This window comes from Bacillus sp. FSL R7-0672 (assembly GCF_038601465.1).
Taxonomy (GTDB): Bacteria; Bacillota; Bacilli; order Bacillales; family Bacillaceae; genus Bacillus; species Bacillus pumilus.
Genome location: NZ_CP152010.1, coordinates 1771673 through 1794655, shown reverse-complemented (window position 1 = coordinate 1794655; position 22983 = coordinate 1771673). Strand labels below are relative to the sequence as shown.

Annotated in this window: 31 protein-coding genes; 10 read left to right on the top strand and 21 right to left on the bottom strand. The window is 40.1% G+C overall.

The window, feature by feature from the left end:
- Positions 1-126 carry a hypothetical protein gene (locus MKY18_RS08895; RefSeq protein WP_003210976.1) on the top strand — a complete coding sequence of 42 codons (126 nt, stop codon included), beginning with the start codon at positions 1-3 and terminating at the stop codon, positions 124-126.
- 52 nt (positions 127-178) lie between these two features.
- Here MKY18_RS08895 and parC read toward each other — a convergent pair whose 3' ends face one another.
- The 3 genes from parC to MKY18_RS08880 form a co-directional block, all read right to left on the bottom strand.
- The gene (parC, locus tag MKY18_RS08890; RefSeq protein ID WP_106067588.1) at positions 179-2617 is read right to left on the bottom strand and encodes a DNA topoisomerase IV subunit A; all 2439 of its coding nucleotides are present in this window, start codon (positions 2615-2617) and stop codon (positions 179-181) included.
- A 2-nt stretch (positions 2618-2619) separates the two neighbouring features.
- A complete protein-coding gene (parE, locus tag MKY18_RS08885; protein ID WP_012010116.1) occupies positions 2620-4587 on the bottom strand; it encodes a DNA topoisomerase IV subunit B in 1968 nt (655 codons plus the stop codon).
- A gap of 415 nt (positions 4588-5002) precedes the next feature.
- On the bottom strand, positions 5003-5416 hold the full coding sequence (locus tag MKY18_RS08880) for a CoA-binding protein (protein WP_065097374.1): 414 nt from the start codon (positions 5414-5416) through the stop codon (positions 5003-5005).
- A gap of 154 nt (positions 5417-5570) precedes the next feature.
- Between MKY18_RS08880 and plsY the strand changes: the two genes are divergently transcribed.
- Both plsY and MKY18_RS08870 read left to right on the top strand, forming a co-directional pair.
- On the top strand, positions 5571-6152 hold the full coding sequence (gene plsY, locus MKY18_RS08875) for a glycerol-3-phosphate 1-O-acyltransferase PlsY (RefSeq protein ID WP_058015656.1): 582 nt from the start codon (positions 5571-5573) through the stop codon (positions 6150-6152).
- Between the two features lie 100 nt (positions 6153-6252).
- Positions 6253-6540, top strand: a complete 288-nt coding sequence (locus MKY18_RS08870) for a HesB/YadR/YfhF family protein (protein WP_003210876.1) — start codon at positions 6253-6255, stop codon at positions 6538-6540.
- A 39-nt stretch (positions 6541-6579) separates the two neighbouring features.
- Here the strand turns inward: MKY18_RS08870 and MKY18_RS08865 are convergent, their stop codons facing one another.
- The 7 genes from MKY18_RS08865 to acnA form a co-directional block, all read right to left on the bottom strand.
- On the bottom strand, positions 6580-6891 hold the full coding sequence (locus tag MKY18_RS08865) for a hypothetical protein (protein WP_106067590.1): 312 nt from the start codon (positions 6889-6891) through the stop codon (positions 6580-6582).
- Between the two features lie 3 nt (positions 6892-6894).
- Positions 6895-7317 carry a thioesterase family protein gene (locus tag MKY18_RS08860; RefSeq protein WP_003211985.1) on the bottom strand — a complete coding sequence of 141 codons (423 nt, stop codon included), beginning with the start codon at positions 7315-7317 and terminating at the stop codon, positions 6895-6897.
- 103 nt (positions 7318-7420) lie between these two features.
- Positions 7421-7663: a small acid-soluble spore protein Tlp gene (gene tlp / locus MKY18_RS08855; protein ID WP_012010110.1), complete on the bottom strand. Its 243-nt coding sequence runs from the start codon at positions 7661-7663 to the stop codon at positions 7421-7423.
- Between the two features lie 13 nt (positions 7664-7676).
- Entirely contained in the window at positions 7677-7820 is a 144-nt protein-coding gene (locus MKY18_RS08850; RefSeq protein ID WP_008357830.1) for an acid-soluble spore protein N, read from the bottom strand.
- 51 nt (positions 7821-7871) lie between these two features.
- A complete protein-coding gene (locus tag MKY18_RS08845) occupies positions 7872-7997 on the bottom strand; it encodes an FbpB family small basic protein (RefSeq protein WP_003211002.1) in 126 nt (41 codons plus the stop codon).
- A 70-nt stretch (positions 7998-8067) separates the two neighbouring features.
- Entirely contained in the window at positions 8068-8571 is a 504-nt protein-coding gene (locus MKY18_RS08840) for a TlpA disulfide reductase family protein (protein WP_268508449.1), read from the bottom strand.
- A 72-nt stretch (positions 8572-8643) separates the two neighbouring features.
- A complete protein-coding gene (acnA, locus tag MKY18_RS08835) occupies positions 8644-11373 on the bottom strand; it encodes an aconitate hydratase AcnA (protein WP_065097370.1) in 2730 nt (909 codons plus the stop codon).
- Positions 11374-11593: 220 nt separating this feature from the next.
- Between acnA and sspO the strand changes: the two genes are divergently transcribed.
- The 4 genes from sspO to MKY18_RS08815 all read left to right on the top strand — a co-directional run bounded on the left by sspO (position 11594) and on the right by MKY18_RS08815 (position 13096).
- On the top strand, positions 11594-11740 hold the full coding sequence (gene sspO, locus MKY18_RS08830; protein WP_034660777.1) for a small acid-soluble spore protein O: 147 nt from the start codon (positions 11594-11596) through the stop codon (positions 11738-11740).
- Positions 11741-11756: 16 nt separating this feature from the next.
- Positions 11757-11903, top strand: coding sequence for a small acid-soluble spore protein P (locus MKY18_RS08825; protein WP_065097369.1), 147 nt, complete (start codon positions 11757-11759; stop codon positions 11901-11903).
- Positions 11904-12005: 102 nt separating this feature from the next.
- Positions 12006-12407, top strand: coding sequence for a spore coat protein (locus MKY18_RS08820; protein WP_106067592.1), 402 nt, complete (start codon positions 12006-12008; stop codon positions 12405-12407).
- Positions 12408-12667: 260 nt separating this feature from the next.
- On the top strand, positions 12668-13096 hold the full coding sequence (locus MKY18_RS08815; protein WP_065097367.1) for a DUF2621 domain-containing protein: 429 nt from the start codon (positions 12668-12670) through the stop codon (positions 13094-13096).
- Positions 13097-13116: 20 nt separating this feature from the next.
- On the opposite strand, the gene MKY18_RS08810 is transcribed toward MKY18_RS08815, so the two are convergent.
- Both MKY18_RS08810 and MKY18_RS08805 read right to left on the bottom strand, forming a co-directional pair.
- Entirely contained in the window at positions 13117-13599 is a 483-nt protein-coding gene (locus tag MKY18_RS08810; protein WP_065097366.1) for a CcdC protein domain-containing protein, read from the bottom strand.
- 94 nt (positions 13600-13693) lie between these two features.
- On the bottom strand, positions 13694-14401 hold the full coding sequence (locus MKY18_RS08805) for a cytochrome c biogenesis protein CcdA (RefSeq protein ID WP_065097365.1): 708 nt from the start codon (positions 14399-14401) through the stop codon (positions 13694-13696).
- A 214-nt stretch (positions 14402-14615) separates the two neighbouring features.
- On the opposite strand from MKY18_RS08805, the gene MKY18_RS08800 reads away from it, so the two are divergent.
- Entirely contained in the window at positions 14616-14783 is a 168-nt protein-coding gene (locus MKY18_RS08800) for an aspartyl-phosphate phosphatase Spo0E family protein (protein WP_003211291.1), read from the top strand.
- Between the two features lie 262 nt (positions 14784-15045).
- Here MKY18_RS08800 and MKY18_RS08795 read toward each other — a convergent pair whose 3' ends face one another.
- From MKY18_RS08795 to yneA, 6 genes are all read right to left on the bottom strand, one after another.
- Positions 15046-15264: a YneF family protein gene (locus MKY18_RS08795; RefSeq protein ID WP_003212379.1), complete on the bottom strand. Its 219-nt coding sequence runs from the start codon at positions 15262-15264 to the stop codon at positions 15046-15048.
- Between the two features lie 84 nt (positions 15265-15348).
- Complete coding sequence (sirA, locus tag MKY18_RS08790; protein WP_003212113.1) at positions 15349-15795, bottom strand: sporulation inhibitor of replication protein SirA; 447 nt, start codon at positions 15793-15795, stop codon at positions 15349-15351.
- 196 nt (positions 15796-15991) lie between these two features.
- Positions 15992-17995 carry a transketolase gene (gene tkt / locus MKY18_RS08785; RefSeq protein WP_065097364.1) on the bottom strand — a complete coding sequence of 668 codons (2004 nt, stop codon included), beginning with the start codon at positions 17993-17995 and terminating at the stop codon, positions 15992-15994.
- 187 nt (positions 17996-18182) lie between these two features.
- Positions 18183-18413 (bottom strand): DUF896 domain-containing protein, encoded by a 231-nt coding sequence (locus tag MKY18_RS08780; protein ID WP_039167715.1) that lies wholly within the window; start codon positions 18411-18413, stop codon positions 18183-18185.
- Positions 18414-18482: 69 nt separating this feature from the next.
- Positions 18483-19130 (bottom strand): recombinase family protein, encoded by a 648-nt coding sequence (locus tag MKY18_RS08775; protein WP_003211322.1) that lies wholly within the window; start codon positions 19128-19130, stop codon positions 18483-18485.
- 17 nt (positions 19131-19147) lie between these two features.
- Positions 19148-19459: a cell division suppressor protein YneA gene (gene yneA, locus MKY18_RS08770; RefSeq protein WP_185108834.1), complete on the bottom strand. Its 312-nt coding sequence runs from the start codon at positions 19457-19459 to the stop codon at positions 19148-19150.
- Between the two features lie 159 nt (positions 19460-19618).
- Here yneA and lexA point away from each other — a divergent pair, with 159 nt between their 5' ends.
- Complete coding sequence (lexA, locus tag MKY18_RS08765) at positions 19619-20239, top strand: transcriptional repressor LexA (RefSeq protein WP_065097363.1); 621 nt, start codon at positions 19619-19621, stop codon at positions 20237-20239.
- Between the two features lie 45 nt (positions 20240-20284).
- Here lexA and MKY18_RS08760 read toward each other — a convergent pair whose 3' ends face one another.
- Positions 20285-20719, bottom strand: a complete 435-nt coding sequence (locus MKY18_RS08760) for a hypothetical protein (protein ID WP_185108836.1) — start codon at positions 20717-20719, stop codon at positions 20285-20287.
- Between the two features lie 294 nt (positions 20720-21013).
- Between MKY18_RS08760 and MKY18_RS08755 the strand changes: the two genes are divergently transcribed.
- On the top strand, positions 21014-21556 hold the full coding sequence (locus tag MKY18_RS08755; protein ID WP_065097361.1) for an IseA DL-endopeptidase inhibitor family protein: 543 nt from the start codon (positions 21014-21016) through the stop codon (positions 21554-21556).
- A 33-nt stretch (positions 21557-21589) separates the two neighbouring features.
- Here the strand turns inward: MKY18_RS08755 and MKY18_RS08750 are convergent, their stop codons facing one another.
- Together MKY18_RS08750 and MKY18_RS08745 are read right to left on the bottom strand one after the other, a co-directional pair.
- A complete protein-coding gene (locus tag MKY18_RS08750; RefSeq protein WP_044141412.1) occupies positions 21590-22438 on the bottom strand; it encodes an STAS domain-containing protein in 849 nt (282 codons plus the stop codon).
- Positions 22439-22587: 149 nt separating this feature from the next.
- Complete coding sequence (locus MKY18_RS08745) at positions 22588-22968, bottom strand: NucA/NucB deoxyribonuclease domain-containing protein (protein ID WP_223250648.1); 381 nt, start codon at positions 22966-22968, stop codon at positions 22588-22590.
- Positions 22969-22983: the final 15 nt, after the last annotated feature.

Sequence of the window (22983 nt, the reverse complement as noted above, 5' to 3'; positions counted from 1 at the left end):
ATGTTATTTTTCTTAAGAGTATTCATTCTAGGTCTATTCTCTGTCACTTCACTTTCTCTTTTCGTCTACCAAGGAATTGAAGTAGTGCACGCCATTACAAACATGTTTGGCAGCCACGAGAGCTAAATGACCCGTATATAAAAGAAACCCCCTGTTTATGCAGGGGGTTTTCGTTTGCTTATTTATTGTCATCTGGTGCAGGTTGAGGTGTGACAAGGACATGCGTTACTTCTCCCTGCTCTTCCTCATCTACAATAAATGATCCATTGCTATAGCGGTCATTCGCCCTTAGAGTAGAGATATCAAGCGGAATCGTTGAACCCTTATCCGTATCAATTTCAAGTGTATCGTGCAGTGATGCAGCAATGACAGCCACAATACGGTGCGGGTTTTTCTTTAATTCTCTTAACATCAGAACTCCGCGTTTGGCTCTAGATGTTTTATCAAATTCAGAGAGGTTCATTCGCTTCACAGCCCCTCTTTGCGTTGTCAGCACGAGGACATTGTTTTTCGGATCAATGATCTGGCCAGAGACTACTTCGTCCCCATCCTTCAAGTTGATGCCTTTGACACCAGCCGCTCTCGGACCAACAACACTTACTTCTTCTTCATCAAACCACAATCCATAACCATTTTTCGTCGCAATAAACAATTCCTGCTGTCCTGATGTCACATGGACATCCACGAGTTCATCGTTCCCTTTTAGGTTCAAGGCGACAAGCGGTTTCGAATAGCGCTGCGCTTTATATTGCAGAAGCTCTGTTTTCTTCACCATTCCGCCTTTTGTAAAGAACAGAAGATACGACGTTTCATCAAATTCTTTAATTGGAATGGCTTTTTGGATCGATTCATCACGATCAATTGAAATGATATTCGTGATATGCTGCCCCATGTCTTTCCAGCGTATGTCTGGCAGTTGATGCACAGGACAATAAATGTAGCTCCCTTTATTCGTAAACAATAGAAGGACATCTGTTGTGTTCATTTCAAACTGATGAATCAGGCGGTCTGTATCCTTCATGCCAAAGTCCTTACCGTTAGAAGCAGCATAGGAGCGCTGGCTTGTCCGTTTGATGTACCCATCCTTCGTCACCGTGACGTAAACATCCTCTGAGGCGATCATCACTTCAAGGTTAATCTTAATTTCTTCGATTTTTTCCTCAATGACAGATCGTCTCTCATCAGCATATGTCTTTTTGAGCTTTTTCAAACTGTTTGTAATCACCTTTAGCAGCTTTTTCTCGTTACCTAAAATGTCTTCAAGTTCTGCTATACGCACATCAAGCTCACTTGCTTCGTCTCTTAATTGCGTAATATCTGTATTCGTTAAACGATATAACTGGAGGGAAACAATCGCTTCTGATTGTGCTTCTGTAAAGTCATATTTATCCATCAAGTTATTTTTCGCATCTCGCTTATCATTAGAAGAGCGGATTGTGGCAATGACTTCATCTAAGATGGATAGCGCCTTAATTAATCCGTCTACAATATGGTGGCGTTCCTTCGCTTTTCGAAGCTCATATGCTGAGCGATTCGTCACCACTTCTTTTTGATGGGCAATATATGCATCAAGTATAGTTGTCAGCGTCATTAAGGTTGGTCTACGATTATGTATCGCTACCATATTAAAGTTATATGGGATTTGCAGATCTGAGTTTTTATATAAGAAATTCAAAACACCATTTGCATCTGCTTCTTTTTTCAGCTCTACTACGATTCGAAGCCCAGTCCGGTCAGTCTCGTCTCGAACCTCTGAAATTCCTTCCACTTTTCTTTCAATTCGGAACTCGTCCATCTTTTTGACAAGGTTGGCTTTATTCACTTCATAAGGAATCTCTGTGATCACAATTTGCTGGCGCCCGCCGCGGATGGTTTCAATCTCCGCTTTTCCGCGAATCATGATCTTTCCTTTGCCTGTTTCATAAGCCTTCTTAATGCCGTCTACCCCTTGAATGATACCGCCTGTTGGGAAATCTGGACCTTTGATGACCGTCATCAAATCCTCAACCGTACAATGCGGCTGTTCGATTCGTTTAATGACACCATCAATCACTTCTCCTAGATGATGCGGCGGGATATCAGTGGCATAACCAGCGGAAATCCCTGTTGATCCATTCACGAGAAGGTTTGGAAACATCGCTGGTAAAACAACGGGCTCCTTACTTGTATCATCAAAGTTTGCGACCAACTCGACCGTTTCCTTGTCTAAGTCCTTTAATAGCTCTGAAGCAATCGCAGAAAGCCTTGCTTCCGTATAACGCATGGCAGCAGGCGGATCACCATCGATACTCCCGTTATTTCCATGCATCTCAATGAGCACATTCCGTACTTTCCAATCCTGACTCATTCTCACCATCGCTTCATAAACAGATGAGTCACCGTGCGGATGATAGTTACCAATCACGTTACCGACTGTTTTCGCGGCTTTACGGAAGTTTTTATCTTGCGTGTTTCCTTCTGCGTACATCGCATATAAAATTCTTCGTTGTACAGGCTTTAGTCCATCTCGCGCATCTGGAAGCGCACGATCTTGGATAATATATTTACTATAGCGACCAAACCGGTCTCCGATTACTTCTTCTAATGGTAAATCATGAAATCGTTCTTGTTGTGCCATGTTTAAACCTCCTCAGCTAGCGACAAGTTTTCATTTTCAAGAATGTTACTTTCCTCATCAAGTCCAAAGGCGACATTCTTTTCAATCCATTTACGTCGTGGTTCTACTTTGTCACCCATTAATGTCGTGACGCGGCGTTCCACACGTGCAGCATCGTCGATTTTGACTCTGACAAGTGTTCTCGATTCTGGATTCATTGTCGTTTCCCATAGCTGGTCGGCGTTCATTTCACCTAAACCTTTATAGCGCTGAATCGTGTACCCTTTTCCAACTTTCTTCAGTACGTCATCCATTTCTTCATCAGACCATGCGTACTCAATAACTTCTTTTTTCCCTGAGCCTTTGCTGACTTTATATAAAGGCGGTAGTGCAATAAACACTTTGCCATGCTCAATCAGCGGCTTCATATAGCGGTAGAAGAACGTGAGCAGAAGCACTTGAATATGGGCTCCATCTGTGTCAGCATCTGTCATGATCACGATTTTGTCATAATTGATGTCTTCTACATTAAAATCGACACCGACGCCTCCACCGATCGCATGAATAATGGTGTTGATTTCTTCATTTTTGAAAATATCAGCAAGCTTCGCTTTTTCTGTGTTGATGACCTTTCCACGAAGCGGCAGCACTGCTTGGAATTTACGGTCACGTCCTTGTTTTGCTGACCCGCCCGCTGAGTCGCCCTCTACTAGGTACAATTCGTTTCTTGCTGGGTTTCTAGATTGAGCAGGTGTTAATTTACCGCTCAGTGTTGCTTCGGACTTTTTCCGTTTCTTGCCGCTCCTTGCTTCTTCACGTGCTCTTCTAGCAGCTTCTCTTGCCTGCTGCGCTTTAATCGCTTTTCTCACAAGAAGAGTCGCTGTTTCACGGTTTTCTTCAAGGAAATAAGCCAGTTTTTCAGAAATAACAGCATCAACAGCTGAGCGAGCCTCACTTGTCCCAAGCTTTCCTTTTGTCTGGCCTTCAAATTGAAGCAGTTCTTCAGGAATTCTGACAGAAATAATAGCAGACAGCCCTTCGCGAATATCAGTACCTTCTAAATTTTTGTCTTTTTCTTTTAAAAGGGCTACTTTGCGCGCATATTCATTAAAGGCTCTTGTCATCGCCGTTTTGGCACCAGACTCATGCGTACCGCCATCTTTTGTTCTAACGTTATTGACGAAAGAAAGAATATTTTCCGAGTAGCCGTCATTGAATTGAAATGCAAAGTCTACTTCGATGGATTGATGCTCTCCTTCAAATGAGACCACTTCACTCAGAACATCTTTTTCTTCATTTAAATAAGCAACGAAGGCTTCAATGCCTGTCTCATAATAAAAGGTTTCTTGTACATCATGTCGTTCATCAATCAGCTCTATTTTTAATCCTTTTAATAAAAAGGCAGATTCTCTTAAACGTTCTGATAACGTATCGAAATTATAGGTTGTAACGCTGAACATGGATCGATCTGGTTTAAAATGAATCAGTGTTCCAGTTTTTTTCGTTTTTCCGACTTTTTCAAGTGACGTCACAGGTTTTCCGCCGTTTTCAAACCGCTGATGATATATATAGCCATCACGTTCAATTGTGACAGTGAGCCATTCTGACAGCGCGTTTACAACAGATGCCCCAACTCCGTGAAGCCCACCACTTGTTTTATATCCGCCTTGACCAAATTTTCCGCCTGCGTGAAGGACCGTTAAAATGATCTCAGGTGTCGGTTTTCCAAGCTTATGCATACCAGTAGGCATCCCGCGTCCTTTATCCTGAACGGAAATGCTGTTATCTTTATGTATTTTGACAACGATATGATCTCCATGGCCAGCGAGTACTTCATCGACAGAGTTGTCTACAATCTCATAGACAAGGTGATGGAGACCGCGTGAATCCGTTGACCCAATATACATTCCTGGACGTTTACGGACCGCTTCAAGTCCCTCTAGCACCTGAATAGAATCATCGTTATAATCTACTTGCTGCTTTTTAACCAAATGCTTAATCCCCTTTCACTAACAAACATAACCGGCAAACCATCAAATGATCTCTCTAGAATTTAATGATGATCATGCTGCTCATTACTGTCCACTTTAATAAGCTGCATCATCACCATGCATGTGTGGTTCAACAAAACATGCTCCTTTGCACGGCTATGAGAATGTTCTACATTCTGCAATGAGAACTAGAAGTCCATTATAAACAAGACTGTTTGATAAGCCAAATGCAATCATATGATGATTTTTACAAAATAGAACAAATGTTCTACCTTTATCTTATCGCTCTTTTTCTTGATATGCAAGATCACCGATATGTCCCTGTCGCCTTATTTTATCGCTTTCTTCTAGAATCGCAAATATATTTCTACAACAAAAAAGCAAAAATCCTTGAAAACCAAGGATTTTTGACGATTTAATGAGTTTTTGTCATTGCATGAGCCACCTTGATACATAAATCCATGATGGCGACCTTGCCATTTTCCTCAATCAGCCTTTTCGCTTCTTCATGATAGATGCCTTGCTGCGCCCAAAAAACAGGTGCGTCTATTTCAAGAAATTCTTCAGCCACCTCGGGCAAAAACTCTGAACGTCTAAATACATTGACGATATCAACATGCTCTTTGATCTCTTTTAGTGAAGCGACTGCTTTCACACCAAGTGCTTCATCGATCGTTGGATTCACCGGAATGATCTCATAACCGGCATCCTGCATCGCTTTAGACACCATATAAGACGTTCGGTGCGGCTGATCTGATAAACCAACAACAGCAATTCGTTTACTGCTTTTTAATATACGGCCAATTTCTTGTTTCGAAGGATGATTCATCCAAACACCCCTTTTCCTCTATTTTAGCGAACTTCTGCTTAAAAACAAAGCCGAATCCATCTGCATTTGATTTTTTCAAAAAAAGATCCCCATGTTTTTCATAAGATCATGTTAAAATGTAAGACAAGAGGGAGAATATAAAGGAGTTATGCAGATGTTAATTGCTTTGATGTTTATTTTGGCTTATCTTCTCGGCAGTATTCCATCCGGTCTCATTGTCGGGAAAGCTGCAAAGGGTATTGATATCCGTGAACATGGCAGCGGAAACCTAGGTGCGACGAATGCATTTCGTACGCTTGGCGTGAAAGCAGGGTCTATTGTTATTTCTGCTGATATTTTAAAGGGGACTCTCGCTTCTGCTTTACCGTTTTTCATGCAACTGGACATTCATCCCTTATTAGCAGGGGTTGCTGCTGTTATCGGTCACAGCTTTCCTATCTTTGCAAAATTTAAAGGGGGAAAAGCAGTCGCTACATCTGGCGGCGTGTTATTATTTTATGCCCCATTCTTATTTATCACGATGATCGCTGCTTTTTTCTTATTTTTATACATTAGTAAATATGTTTCATTATCATCTATGCTGACCGGCATCTATACATTCATTTACAGCATATTCACCAAAGACGTATTCTTAATCATTGTTGTTGCCGTTCTTGCTGGTTTTGTGATCTACAGACACATCGCCAACCTCAAACGAATCCTCAACAAAACTGAACCGAAAATCAAATGGCTCTAGCCGTTTCATAAGTTTCATTCTGTGGTAAAAGTAAAGAAAAGCTGTTTTTTGCATCCTGCATTTTAAAAAACAGCATGACTTCAAAAAAGGGGCGATCACATTGAAATTAACGATTAAAGAAGATGCACTCAATTGGTACAAGGATGAATTAGATTTAGAAAAAGGTGATCAAGTTCGCTTTTTTGTGAGATATGGCGGGTGCAGTAATGTACAAAAAGGCTTTTCTCTCGGCGTCGCAAAAGATGAACCTCAAAATGCCGGCGCAACCGCTGAAATAGAAGGTATTACTTTCTTCGTGGAAGAAAGTGATATTTGGTATTTTGACAACCATGATCTGCATATTGATTATAACGAGTCTGTAAAAGAACCAGAATTTCATTATGAATAAACAAAAAAGATACCTCCTCCCTCGGGTATCTTTTTTGTTTTATCCTTCAATATATAGCCCATATTCCTGAATGTTTCCTAAAGACCGCTCCTTTTGTATAATTCTTTTTTGCGTTTCACCGATCAAGTCAAAGTGAGGAAACCCTGCACGGTCGTGAATCCATTCTTTTTTGAGCCCATGTTTTTCTCCCCACTCAATTAACTGCTTCATATCCTGACAGGCTGCTTTAGTGACGGTATTGGCATGCGGGAAACGGTCATCAAGCCAATAATGGGTTAAAAAAGCCATTTCTCCTTTCTGAACAGCTGATTTCCACGCATTTAAATCGCTTCTTTTAATACCAAACGCCATGAATTAGACCTGCTTTTTCGACTGTTCATATACTTTGTGCCAGGCAGGAAATGCTTTTCTAAATTGAATCGGTCTAAATGTGTCTTTGTCTACACAAATATGCGAGGTTGTCCCTGTAATCGCTGTTTGTCCATCAGGCTTTTGAATTTCGTAGCCATACACCGTTTTGAGTCCATTGTATTCTTCAATCCAAGTATGAACTGTCGCTGTTTCACCGTACAAGAGTGGTTTTTTATATTTCACCTGCAAATCTATAACGGGTGCAAGAGCACCGTCTGCTTCTAGCTGTGCATAGGAAAATCCTAATTCTTTAATCAGTGCAGTTCTGCCGACTTCCATCCAGATTAAATAATTGGCATGATACACAATGCCCATTTGGTCTGTTTCTGCATAACGGACTTCTATTTCTTTTTTAGATACATACACGTTTTCATCGCTCTCCTATCAAAACCTAAGATCTCTGCCATTTTACCACAATCGAAATGGTTATTCTAAAAGGAGGCAATAAAATAAACCAGGGATCCCTGGTTTATTCAGTATAGCCATTTTTTCTTGCTGCTTCTTCGTCCTTAATCTCAGAACGCATGGCATCAATGCTCATTTTTCGATTTTCATTTTTTTGCTTGATCATCTGTTTTTCTTGATCTGTCGAAAGGGCCATCGCTGCTTCAGATTCATCGATATTGTCAAGGGTGTTTTCGATCATATCTTGTAGCTTTTCAACATTATCAGAACGATCATCTGGATTGGATTGATATGACTTTTCATTCATCTTAATACCCTCCTTATTCGCCCTTCGTCTGGATCACATCAGGCTGTTCATTTGATTTATTATGCATCTTTTTACCTTTATTGCGTTTGTATGCTACAGGTTTTGTCCCTAAATGGTCTGGTGTAAACTGCGCTTGTTTATCATGCTCTCTACCCATCATTCATCCCTCCCTCTTCTTTAGGATGAACGAAAAAGGATAATTCATAACTTATTTCTGTCTAAATCGCTCTTCCAACTTTTCTTCAAGCTGGTTTAAAAATTCCTCATTGCTTAATAATTCTTTTTTATTTTCAAGTACAAGCTCTTCAAATGTACGTCGTTTTCTTCTTCTCATTGTACTCACCTCCAGTGTTGTATTTCATTTTCGCCAAAACATTTAGAAAATAAGCAAAAAAGCTGAATCATTATAGATCCAGCTCTTGCTCAATTTCTTTTTTTGTCAGCATTTGATGCTTCACAGACATGATGCGTCCTTTTTCATCTAATATGTATGTCGTGGGGTATGAAAGCACCTGATATCGTGCTTGAATGCCTTTTTGATCCAATAAAATAGGAAAGCTCAGCTTTAATTCATCTGCAAATGCTGCAACATGATCTACACTTTTTTCTGTGGTCGTCAAATTCACCGCAAGTACTTCGACCTGATCATATTCACTTCTAATCGCATCTAGATCTGGCATTTCTGTCCTACATGGCTTACACCATGTCGCCCAAAAATTAACGAGCACCTTTTTCCCTTGGTAATCAGATAACGAGGCCGTTTGACCATCAAGGGTTTTAAGTTCAAAATCAGGGGCTTGATCCCCTTTTTCAAGACCGATTGCGGGCTCTTTTGGTTCAAGTAAATTCCACACAAGTAAACCAATCAATACAAGTAAAACAGCGCTTGCTATTCCTTTTTTCCACATGATGGATCCTCCACTATTTTAAAAAAGAAGAGAAAGCTGTCTAGGCGCCTTCTCTTCTTTGCTGTATGAGTATTAGTTGCTTGCCAATTTTTCACGAAGTACCATTTGAAGGATACCACCATGACGATAGTAGTCAATTTCGACTTCACTGTCAAAGCGAACAACCACTTCAAATGTTTTCTCATTGCCATCTGTATCAATTGCTTTCACAGTGACAAGATCACGTGGACGAACTGTTTCATCAACTTCAACTTCAAATGTTTCTGTTCCTGTTAGTCCATAAGTTTCTGCACTTTCTCCGTCTTTAAACTGTAACGGAAGTACACCCATGAAGACAAGGTTACTTCTGTGGATACGCTCAAAGCTTTCAGCTAGAACGAATTTAATTCCAAGAAGGTTTGTTCCTTTTGCAGCCCAGTCACGTGAAGAACCCATACCGTAGTCTTTACCTGCTAAGATCGCAAGACCTGTTCCATCTTCTTTATAACGCATGCATGCATCATAAATGGATGTTACTTCACCAGTTGGCCAGTACGTTGTATATCCGCCTTCTGTTCCTGGTGCGATTTGGTTCTTAATACGGATGTTTGCAAAAGTACCTCTCATCATGACATGGTGGTTACCACGGCGAGATCCGTATGAGTTAAAGTCTCTAGGCGATACGCCTCTTTCTTGCAAGTATTTACCCGCAGGTGTGTCCTTACCAATCGCTCCAGCAGGAGAAATATGGTCCGTTGTGACAGAATCACCGAACTTCGCCACTACACGCAAGCCTTTAAGCGGTTCAACTTTACCAGGTTCAACTGATAGGTTTTCAAAGAATGGCGGGTTATCAATGTATGTGGAATTTTCATCCCATTTGTACAATGCATCGTCCGTCGTTTTAATTTCATTCCAGCGGTCATTGCTGTCAAATACAGTTTCATACTCTGAACGGAAGAGTTCAGGTGTCACTGTGCTTTTCACGACACTGTTGATTTCGTCCATTGATGGCCAAATGTCATTGAAATAAACGTTCTCACCGTTTTTATCCACACCGATAGGGTCTTTTGTTAAATCAATATTCACCGTACCAGCAAGTGCATACGCCACAACTAATGGTGGAGATGCAAGGTAGTTTCCTTTCACAAGCGGATGGATACGTCCTTCAAAGTTACGGTTACCTGATAAAACAGAAGTGATCAGCAGATCATTTTCAGAGACAGCATCCTCAATTTCTTGCGCAAGCGGTCCTGAGTTACCGATACATGTTGTACAGCCATACCCAACGATGTTAAATCCAAGGTCTCTTAAGTATGGAAGAAGTCCTGAGTTCACGAGGTATCCTGTAACAACCTTAGAACCTGGTGCTAGTGACGTTTTCACGTAGTTTGGCACCTTCATACCAAGCTCACTTGCTTTCTTCGCAACAAGACCTGCTCCAATTAAGACATATGGGTTCGATGTATTCGTACAGCTCGTAATCGCTGCAATCGCAATCGCACCTGTCTTCATCACAGCTTTTTCACCATTTGCTAGATCAAATTCAATTTGTTTATCCAGCTCTGATTTTTCTAATCCAAACCCTTGGTTACCAGCTGGGCTTTCAATGTGCTGATGGAACGTCTCTTTCATATCTGAAAGTGGAATCAAATCTTGTGGACGCTTTGGACCAGATAAGTTTGATTCAATTTTAGAAAGATCAATTTCCACAACATCCGTAAAAATTGGGTCCTCTACATCTGGCGTATAGAATAAGCCATTTGCGCGAGAATATTCTTCAACGATATTAATTTGCTCTTCATCACGTCCAGTAAGGCGAAGGTAAGCAAGAGCTTCCTCATCTACTGGGAAGAATCCGCAAGTAGCCCCGTATTCAGGCGCCATGTTCGCAATCGTTGCACGATCTGCTAACGGCAGCTGTGCAACTCCAGGTCCGAAGAATTCAACGAATTTGTTCACTACGCCTTTTTCACGCAGAACTTGTGTCACTTTTAATGCAAGGTCAGTTGCAGTCGTTCCGTTTGGAAGCTCTCCAACTAATTTAGCACCAATGACTTCTGGTACTGGGAAGTATGAAGGCTGACCGAGCATACCAGCTTCCGCTTCAATACCGCCAACGCCCCATCCAAGTACGCCGATCCCGTTGATCATGGTTGTATGAGAGTCAGTACCAACCAATGTATCTGGGTAAGTGATGATCTCGCCATCTTCTTCAATCGCATGAACAACACTTGCAAGATACTCTAAGTTTACTTGGTGAACAATTCCTGTTGCAGGCGGAACAGCTTGATAGTTATTAAACGCTTTCTTTGCCCAGCTAAGAAAGTTATAACGCTCTGCGTTACGTTCGAATTCTAAATCCATGTTAATGTTTAATGCATCTTCAGTTCCAGCTTTATCAACTTGTACTGAGTGGTCAATGACAAGGTCAACTGGAATTTCAGGGTTGATTTTATCCGGATCCCCGCCTACATCTGCCATTGCTTTTCTTAAAGAAGCAAGGTCAACGACGGCTGGTACACCCGTGAAGTCTTGTAAAATAACACGAGAAGGTTTAAATGGAACATCAATTTCTTTGACCTCGGCAGTTCCCCATTTTGCCAAGTTTTCAACGTGTTCCTTTTTGATCACTCTACCGTCTACTTGGCGAAGCACTGATTCTAAAAGTACCTTAATGGAATAAGGCAGCTTAGAAACATTTCCGATTCCTTGTTTCTCTAGTGCTTCTAACGAATAATAGTGATACGTTTTCCCATTTGTCGAAAACGTTTTTCTAGATTGAAAAGCGTCTTGTTTAGCGACTTGCTGCTGTTTCGACATATCCAAAATCCCCCTTTTGATGATCAAGATCAATTTCAATTCTCAGAAAAATCGTCGTATTTCACCACAATTTTCTCACAATTTCATCTTAAAACAAATTCATACATAAGTAAATAACAATGCTTTTATTAAATTCAATAAGTTTATCTTATCACTAGGAAATGATTACTCTTCATAATCCAAGCAGGGCAGGTTCATACTACAATTGAGGTGATAGAACATGACAAAACGTAAAGCAAATCATGTGATTGACGGCATGAACGCAGCCAAAAGCCAAGGGAATGGTGCAGGCTACATTGAAGATGACCAACTCGTTTTAACAGAAGAACAAAGACAAAACAATAAAAAACGTAAAAAAAACCAATAAGAAAGGAGCAAGCATCATGACGAATAAAAACTCAGGGAAAGACACCCGTCAAAACTCGCCTAAGGAGCATCAAGGCGGACAGCCTGAGCCATTATCAGGCAGTAAAAAAGTGAAAAACCGCAACCATACAAGACAAAAGCACAATTCTCATCACGATATGTAAACATTCTCCTCTCATTCCGTGGCAAAGCGGGATGTTTTAGGTCTTTCACACATTTCAGTTCTCAACATATCATTTATTATGAGATGTGATGGAGGAGTGTTTATGGAGAATGAAAAGCAATCGAATTCCTCTGATTTTCTAGAAATAGATGATTGGCTTAATGTTTTAATGGATGATCCATTTGCCTGGTATGATGAACACCTCCCAATTGACCTTTATGAAACAAGCCGTGATTATATTATTGAGATTGATGTCTCCACCCTGTCGATCGCTGATGTAAAGCTGACCTTCGCTGGACATGAACTCACTCTCGCTTACACAGTACAAAAGCCAAATGATAAAGGCGAACAGCCAATTGAAAAAAGTGTCATGCTCCCTTTTTACTTGAACGACAAAGAGATTGAAACAGAATACGAAAACCGAATCATTTCGATAAGAATTAAAAAAAGTTCCGACCATCCAAGCGGAGCATTTTCCTTTCAAATCCCGCACTTCAAACATTAAGAGCCCACCTTCATTTGGTGGGCTCTCTTCCGTTCGTGTCAAGTCAATACCTTTTGCGAACCACCATGGCCAAATAGTAGAGTCGCTATATGATAAGGTATTCTTTTTCTACTAGATGGTTTGGGTCTTTCTAGTAAATGGGCAGTTATGAATGAAAAAAGGCGTTCATAGAGAAAAGAGACATACATTTTTGTTATTTTCTTCTATCATGTCTTCATGTAAAATAAGATAGAGAGACGAGAGGTATAAGGAGTGAGAACATGTTAAGCGGCTGGTTTTTGTGGTTCATTTTATTTTGGGGCACGGTGATGATCGGATTACTCGCAATCGGTGGCTTTTTTATGTTTCGCAAATTTTTAAAACGATTGCCGAAGGAAGATGGGAAATCAGAGCTTGATTGGCAGGATGAATATATTCAAAAGAGCCTCCACCTATGGCGGGAAGAAGACAAACAGCTTTTAAATGATCTTGTATTACCTGTTCCAGAGCTGTTTAGAGATGTCGCCAAAGAAAAAATTGCAGGAAAAATTGGCGAGCTGGCTTTAAAAGAACAAGCTGCCAGCATTAATTTAGACTTAATCATTCGCGGCTATATTATCGCTACACCAAAGCGTGATCATAAGTTTTTATTGAAGCGCCTTCAAGAAAAAAACATCGATCATACGCCATATGAAGCATTATTAAAATAACCTCCTTATAAAAAGGAGGTTTAATTCATTTGAACCTGTTGCGGATCTAATTGCTTAGATATCTTTCTAAACGACAAATACATAGCAACGCGCCAAGGTACAATCATGCCAAAAGCAAGTATCCAAAACATTCCGCTTAGAGAGCCATAATCAATAGAAGAACTTAGGATCGTCTTCATCCCGATACGAAGAACAAGAAGTCCAATGAGAATAAACACAAATGCTTTTGACCGCTTTAAGTAAATCTCGTTCCCTCTAATTTCAAACTTTGATGTTTTGATTAAAAAGATGGAGAAAAACATCCCCACTGTGATCGCTTCAAGAAATTCAGCTCCAGTTACCTGAAACATTGGAACAAAAAACATCAGTGCACCAGTGCTCATAAAAATAGGAGGTAATATAATTTTTTTTGCGGTTGCCGGTTTCGCAGATGACTTAATGCGAATAAACATGACGGCTACCGCCATACATATTGCAATTATAGAAGAGATTAAGACCGTCATATCAAATCATTCCTTTATTCTTTAAGGTCAGCCTATGTATAATATACTCCAATTGACGAAAAAAAACCATTCGCCGCGACTGTAGAAAACGATTTCAAAAGCCTGTAAATCCGCCAAACAATGATGAGAACATGATGATAATCCATGTGAGAAGATCAAAGAACAGCAATAGCCCTACCACAATCATAATGATCCCGCCAATTTTCATGATAAGCTGCTGACGCTTTCTGATCCACGCCATTTTCGTAATGAAAAAGGAGAGAACAAAAAATGGAACGCCAAATCCAAATACATACGCAATCATATAAGGCACAGCCGACTCTGGATTGTTACTAGCAAGTGCGATAACGGCAGATAAAATAGGTCCTGTACAAGGTGTCCAACCAGCGGCAAAGCCCATTCCAATGAGAATCGATCCAAAAAAACCAGCAGGACGATTTTTGAACTGCATTCTCTTTTCGCCCATGAGGAAAGAAGGCTGAAATACACCAAGAGTCATAAAACCAAAGAAAATAATGAGGATAGCTCCAACCTGGCGAATCGCTTGATGGTAATCATCAAAAAACTTCCCAACAAACGATGTCCCAAAGCCTATCGCAATAAAGATAATAGAGAAACCAATTAAAAAGAATAAGGTATGAAGCAGACTTCTTCTTCTCAGCATCACCTTCTCAGATTTCACTTCATCCATACTAACGCCCGTAATATAAGATAAAAACGCTGGATAAAGCGGCAGACAGCACGGTGAGATAAAAGAAAGAAACCCTGCTCCAAAGGCTAAAAAGTAATTCAAATCTGTCAAAAGAACACCCCCTTCTTACAATATACAATAAGAGATGACAAAATCATTTCATTTTTTTTACATCCTCTCAATAAAGATGGTCTATTCTCTTAAAACCTTATATAATTTAATTTGACATCGAGATAACGAATCCTTTAAATTTGAAAATAAACCTGAAAATGGATATAATAGAATCGATTCTTTTTATCAAGATTTGCATGAAAGGAACATGACTTTGGTAAAAACATCATTATTAACTCAAATCGAAGAAAAAAGAGAAGAGCTGATGAAAGTTGTGATGCACAATGGGATGACATCAACAGTAACCATTGAACATAGCCAGCAGCTAGATCATCTCCTCTTACAATATCAACGACACTTACACTCAAACTCAGCCAACTAATCATATCTCATGATATTTATCATGCTGCACGATTTTTAGAACAGTTGATATGTGTGACCATAAACGAAACAAAAACCTCTGATAACAGGGGTTTTTGTTTTTTAGCAGGAAGCTGAAGCCAAAATAAAAACCACCTTCCCTGCTTCATTTAGGCAAGTACAGTGGTTTTAAAGCGTCTGATGAAGGTGAATTCATAAAGAAAGGACAACGCTTGTCCACTCTTTATAACCATGTTCCATCTATGATCATAATATCGTACGTATTATTTCGCTTGGTTGTTCATGGCTTTCATCATTTGATTGATTTTCTTCTGGGACGGTTTCATGCCCATTTGCATCATCATCATTCGAAGCATTTGTTCATTAATTGGTGGATTCTTTTTCAAGTAGCTCATCATATACTTACGAGCAATAAAGAATCCGAGTGCAACTCCTGCAAGCAGTGCAACAACGCCTACAAGGATGACAACCCATAAATCCATAATTCTTCCTCCTTCATGTTGTCTCGTATAAAGTGTACTAAACAAAAGGCTATTATACAACATTTCACGTTCAATTTTATTTTTTTAAACAAAATTCCTCACTTTTACCGGATTGAGCCACCCGTGCTTCTTTGAACCGAAGTCCATTGCCAGGAAGCAAGGACTAATTTTTCTCAGCACTTCAAAAAACACTGCTTCTGCTTCATAACTGCCGGTAGCAGACATTTGGATATAACGATCTTTTATGATAAATGCAGCCGTTCCTTTTCCATCAGGTAAGGAAGCGCTGTATATCGAGCCAATTTGTGTATAGTGAACGTTCGTTAAGTTGTTCATTAATCGCTGATGCATATGAAAAGCAGGGATTCGTTTCGTCACGTAATCCACTTGTTTCACAAGCATCACCAATTCATCTTCCGTGCGGTTCGTCCAGTGTAACGACTCAAACAAATGAAACAAAATTGATTCTCTGCCAAAATAATGATGCGCAAATTCATCCTCAATCCAATAAATATAATAATGGCGTTCCATGTCTATCCCTTCCTTTCACATTTCGTCAATCTGTATATTGCTTGTATTATACAAAAATGTGAAAGAAAGAATTGTCTATATATGAAGCAAGAAGAAACTAGTTTTGTCAAAAAAACGAGAAAAAAGAAAAAAGTTTGCAGAGCGGATGAAAATGCTCTGCAAACAGATGAAAAAAAGCATGATGCTTGGAGACTGGTTATTTGTTCAGCTTCGCTTTCACGCGGCTGACGACATTGCTGACCGTAAAGCCGTATTTCTCAATAATGGTTTCACCAGGTGCAGAAGCGCCAAATTTATCAATGGCAATTACATCACCATCAAGACCAGTGTAACGCTCCCAGCCAAGTGAAGCCCCCATTTCAATCGCAATACGAGCCCGCACTGCTGTAGGAAGGACTGATTCTTTGTATTCGTCTGACTGCTGATCGAAACGATCCCATGCAGGAAGACTGACAACAGACGCGCGAATCCCTTCTTTCTCAAGTGCTTTTTGCGCTTCAATCGCTAAACCGACTTCAGATCCAGATGCGAGTAGAAGTGCTTCTGGCTGTGCATCAGCAGCTTCAACGACGACGTATCCACCCTTTTCTACTCCCTCATATGCCTTCTCAGGTGCTTGGTCAATCGTTGGAAGGTTTTGACGAGTCAGAACTAGTGCTGTCGGTTTATCCGTTGAAGATACAGCAAGTTTCCACGCTGCAGCTGTTTCGTTTCCATCCGCAGGGCGAATGACAGAAAGGTTCGGCATCGCACGTAATGAAGCAAGCTGTTCAACCGGCTCATGCGTCGGACCATCTTCACCAACAGCGATACTGTCATGAGTAAAGACATAAGTGACTGGAAGTCCCATTAAGGCAGCAAGACGAATCGCTGGTCTTAAGTAATCTGAGAAAACAAAGAACGTTCCGCCGAATACACGAAGGCCGCCGTGAAGCGCCATACCGTTTAATGCGGCACCCATTGCAAATTCTCTGACGCCGAACCAAATGTTCTTGCCGGCATAATGATCTTTACCAAAATCGTCTGTGTTTTTAATCGTTGTTTTGTTTGAACCTGCAAGGTCAGCAGACCCCCCAATGAAGAAAGGTACTTGCTTCGCAATGCCATTTAATACTTCGCCTGAAGAAGCGCGGGAGGCAAGACTTGAACCTGCTTCATAAACAGGAACCTCTTGATCCCAATTCTCAGGAAGCTTTCCTTCAATCGCAAGCTTCAATTGAGCTGCGAGCTCAGGGTATTCTTTTTCATATTGCGCAAATAGTTCATTCCAAGCTGCTTCTTTTTTCTGACCAGCGTCTTTTACAGCTTCTTTGAAATGATCGTACACTTCAGAAGGTACATGGAAATCTTCTTCAAACGTCCAAGAGTAAGCTTCCTTCGTCAGCTTGGCTTCATCGCTGCCAAGTGGTGCACCATGCACACCAGACGTTCCTGCACGGTTTGGCGATCCGAAACCGATTGTTGTTTTCACTTCAATTAGTGTAGGTCTGTCTGTGCTTTGTTTTGCCTTTTCGATAGCAGCCGTCACTTCTTCAATGTTATTGCCGTCTTTCACATAAAGAACTTCCCAGTTCATCGCTTCAAAACGATTCTTCACATTTTCAGAGAATGAACGATCTAGGTCGCCATCTAAAGAAATATCATTTGAATCATAAAGAACAATTAAACGGCCTAAGCCTAAATGACCAGCAAGTGAAGCAGCTTCAGAGGAAATTCCCTCCATTAAGTCTCCATCTCCGCAAATGCTGTATGTATAGTGATCTACAACATTAAAGTTGTCTTTGTTATACGTTTCCGCAAGATGTCTTTCTGCAAGTGCCATACCAACTGCCATGGCAATCCCCTGCCCTAAAGGACCTGTTGTAGCATCTACACCCTCTGTATGTCCAAATTCAGGATGTCCAGGTGTTTTGCTACCCCATTGGCGGAATTGTTTTAGATCATCGATGCTCAGGTTGTATCCGCTTAAATGAAGCATGCTATATAGAAGCATAGAACCATGTCCCGCAGATAATACAAAACGGTCTCTGTTAAACCAATTTGGGTTTTGCGGACTTACGTTTAAGTGATTCGTCCATAAAGCGTATGCCATTGGTGCAGCACCCATCGGCATTCCAGGGTGACCGGAATTCGCTTTTTCAATTGCGTCTATGGAGAGAGTACGTATTGTTGCAATAGATTTCAATTCAATCGTTTCCATATAAATCCCCTTCCGTATCTTGTGTACACCATTATCATAAATCTACTGTCCTTTTTTCACAACTATTTCACGCTGAAAAAGAAGGATTTTGTCACATTTAGTTTATCGATCACTTAAAAAGTTATGCAAATATGAAAAAAGATGAGAATATTCTTCCCATCTTTTCAAAATTCAAGAAATCATAAGCTTAATGAAGGTTTTGATCTCTTTCTCTTTTTAATTTTTCTGGTGTGACATCGTTTCCTTCAGGGTCAACGATTTTCACGGTTTTAAGTGTATTTTTCATAGAAGAACGAAAAGCTTTTAAATACTCTTCTCTTAATTGCTTTTGTTCTGTTTTTTCAGCGTCTGACAAACCGGTCTCTTTCGACTTTTTTGAAAGCTCATTGATTCTTGCAAGCTGTTCTTTAGAAATCATGACAAACTCCTTTAAAGCATTTTCTCTACATACTACTAAATATCAATCATTTTGACAACAAATCAAGCTTTAGGTAGTCAGACCTTTTTCATATTCTTGATACCTTCTATGGACCGTTGCTTTTGAAATGTCAAAACCTAGCGCCTGAAGAGTTGCTGCGATTTCTGCGAAGGTCATGTTATTTTTTCTTAATCGAACAATTTCTGAAATCGGCACTTCAATACGCTCACGGCCAGGCGCATGATCCTGCTGTTTTAAATTCAGTTCGGGCTGATACCCGCGTTCTACGGCTCTTCTCATTCCCCGCTTAATTTTCAGGTTATGAATTTTTCGTTGATACTCTTCAACGACTCCTACGATCTCAATCACCATTTCATCTGCTTCTGAAAGCTCAAGCTCGCCTCTATGAAACGTACTGTACACCTTCACATTCTCTTTAAAAAGACAATGAAGAAGCGCAATTTTTGCTTGTCCTCTTCCGAGACGTGTTTCATCCTGGATAAGAACAGCATCAATTGACTCTTCTTTTAGTGTAGCTAGCATATCAAACACACCATCGCGATCTAGATCATACCCGCTTGCTTTTTCTTTAATGACTTTAACCACATTCATCTTGTGCATAGCAGCTAAAGCTAGCAATTCTTCTTCTTGTCTCTTCAGCGAGGTTTCCTGCTCTTCTTTGACAGTGCTTACTCTCGCATAGATGATTGCATTCATGTCTTCAATCGACCTTTCTACTGTACTGTTGCAAGTTGATATACGACTGGATGCTCTTTTTTGACTGGTATGACAAGGATGTCACCAGGCTGGATTTCTGTTGAATCAAGATCATTGTGCTGAGTGACCCAGTCAATAAACGCATTTTTATCGATTGATTTGCTGTCGTTTACTTGATCAGCTAACCCCCAAAGAGTATCACCTGATTGAACTTCTATTTTAACATATTGATTTGGATCATTATGACTTGTGAATGCAATAAGTGAGAGAAATATGCCAACGATGAATGAGAATACCCCAATAAAAATAATAGATTCTTTTAACCTCATAATGTCATCTCTCCTAATAGAATGTGCGTTCGTTCTTTCTGTCACTTATTATAAATACGAACAAACGTTTCTGTCAAACGTTTTTTTCGAACCTATGTTTGTACTGTTAGGAAAAACATGCTATAATTTCTTTAAAATTGACGTTTTGAGGTGCAAAAGATGACGAAGCTATCAAAAAGACAACTCGATATCCTGACATTCATCAAAGAAGAAGTAAAAAGTAAGGGCTATCCCCCATCCGTTCGTGAAATTGGAGAAGCTGTCGGTCTAGCATCCAGTTCAACAGTTCATGGACATTTAGCTAGACTAGAAACGAAGGGCTTAATTAGAAGAGACCCGACAAAACCTAGAGCGATCGAAGTACTAGATGAAGAGGAAATGAATATTCCAAAGAGTTCTGTAATGAACGTACCAGTCATCGGAAAAGTAACAGCAGGACTGCCTATTACGGCTGTTGAGAATGTTGAAGAATACTTCCCTCTTCCAGAGACTTTTGCAGCACCAGATGAACAAGTATTTATGCTTGAAATTATGGGAGAAAGTATGATTGACGCAGGAATTTTGGACAATGACTATGTCATTGTGCGTCAGCAAAGCACTGCTAACAATGGAGATATTGTCGTCGCCATGACAGAGGAAGATGAAGCGACAGTGAAACGTTTCTATAAAGAAGATACACACTTTAGATTACAGCCAGAAAACCCATCTATGGAACCGATTATTTTACAAAATGTAAGTATACTAGGTAAAGTGATTGGCGTATTTAGAAATATTCACTAAAAAAAGCCGGTATTTCATCAGTTAATGATGAGAACCGGCTTTTTTTTATGAACAAGAATAGGCAAGAATACTCGAGCTTGGGAAGGAACCAAAGGTAAAGTTCGGCCAAATAAAGCCAGTTGTTCTCCCGAAAGGCTGTGAGGATAGGACATACATTAAAAATACTTGACCGTTTCTCATAAACACAATCGTCCACCTTCTATTACATCCCGCGGCAAATTGAACCGATTGCTGACCTCCACCTGTTTGCCCTGAAATAAGTGACTGCATGCTTTGAGGCTGTGATAATGCTTGCTGATATTGCGAAACGATATGCTGTGGTGGGGCTGGCGGGGCTGATCCACTAGATCCCGGCCCAGTGCCTCCTCCTCCGATTGGAAACCCTGGAAATCCTCCACCTTGAGAAGGGAGCGACGGCCAAATTTGCATCTGCCTATCATATGAGTACCCATTCCACATACCTTCATACGGATAATACATATTCAACACCACTTTCTTAGACATTCATCACGATAGTATATGTCATAAATAAAAAAGCGTGTTGAACGTCCAAACAGAAACTTTTCCAAAAAACGTTTTGTTCTTCTTTAGAACGGTTAAATAGTAGATATAAAGAAAAAATAAAAAAATGAAAACTTTTTGCCACCCTCAAACGTTATATATATAGAAAGAAAAGAAATAAAAAACATTTAGATTTAACACTTGTAATATCACTGTAATTATTGTAACATTTGTAACATAAGAAGTTTTCATTTAGAAAAGGAGGCAATCGCCTTGAAAAAATTATTCGTTTTATTAACTGCTATTATGCTTATGATCTCATTACAATCTACAACATTGGCCGCTTCTAAAAAACCAGCCGCTTTGACAAATAAAGAAGCGTTACATATTGCCCTTGATGCACGAGAACACTTTTGGAGTGCGATGTCAGGCTACAAAATTAATGAACATTCTGATTACAAATTAAAATCATTTAGCTATAAAGACATGACTTACAACTATCTTTCTAAAACATTTGATACAAAGAAAAAACTAAACAGCTACCTATCTCAAGTTTTCACAAAAGAAGCCATCAATCAAGGTTTAAAAGACTACCAGTTCATTGTTCATAAAGGCAAAATGGCTGTTCCAGTCGGCGACGGAGACAATATGCTTAATTGGGATAAAGCGACACCTAAACTTGTCTCTAAAAAACAAACAGTCCGCACATATGAATTCACTGTCCCAACACTTGATGGACGCAAAGTACAAAGAACGGTTACGTTCGAAAAAGGACAAAAAGATTGGAAAGTCACAAAAATTGACGCTGTTATCTAAATAAAAAACCAGGCCATTCAATCGGCCTGGTTTTTATATTGAAGTAAATTCAGTCATGCGGTCTAGGGCGTGAGCAAGTGATGATGCCGTGCGAAATTCATTAAAAGGAAGCCCGAGCTGCACAGCGGTTTGGGCAATTTCTGGTCTGATCCCTGAAATGGTCGTCTCTACTCCAATTAACCGAAGTGATGTGACAAGATCAAAGATTTGATGAGCCACCATTGTATCAATAATGACAACGCCCGATAAATCAATACATAAATGCTGTACACCTTTTTGTGAGCACTGTTTCAACGTATTTTCTAAAATAATCTTCGCTCTCGCTGTATCAATATCACCTACTAACGGCAATAACGCAATATGACTTTTTAAAACAATGACAGGTGAGCTCAGCTCGTAAATCATGTCTCTTTGTGCCACGAGCTTCCTCGTTGTATTTTTCACATATTGTTGGATGAACATATGAATTGAAATATTAAACGCCTCTGAAATTAAATCATACCAATAAAAGATGCGGTCAATATCAATTTCATCTTGACGCTGCTTAATAAATTCTTTTAAGTAATGAAGGACTACTCTTTGATTGGACATGTATTCTCTCACAACGTAATCTAATGGTGTGTTTAAGTGCTTCGGGTCACTGGCTAAGTCTTCAGACCACTTTTTAAACTCAGTATGTAAATACGTCTTGTCTTCAATAAGAGCACGTATAAAATGCTGGTAATAATCCTGATTTTGCCGTTTTAGCTCTGATATGATGCTTGAATCTGTTGAACGATAGATTGATTCTGGATCATCATCTTCAATTGAATCATACCAAGTTTCAGTCAGTTTCTCTGCATGTTGCATGAAATAATCGTATAATGCACGGTTCTTATCCATAAGCATATGTCCCTTCACATTTTTCTTCTTGTCTGTCTTTGTACCTTATAGGATCCATTGTACCACTGGATCTTTTGTCCCTGCTAGCTCCAATACGCTCTGATCATCATCAAAAAAGGCACCTACTCACAGGCGCCTCTCTTTTAGTTTTATTTCACAATAAATAAAATTCTTTTCCCATCAGGATACCCGCTCATCTGGTGTCCGGTCCATGAGCCCGCTCCCCTATTATCAGACGGGCTGACATATTGAACACTCGCCCCTTTTCCTCCTTCAAGACAAACTGCCATCGGCCACTCATCTCGGTCGAATCCGGGTTTAGTCGGAATGCCTTTTAATGATTCTTGCCTGCGGGCATCTGCTCCATTTCGGTCTATCGTACACACATCGGAATGCCCTTTTCGAATGGCTTCTTGAATATGACTGCCTGTTTCAGGGTATCGTTCCTTTGGAAATTGAATGACATGATCATATCGATCCGCACCTTTTGCCGCATGTTCCTCCCCAAATCCACCTAACAGCGTGACCATCCATATCACAAAGCA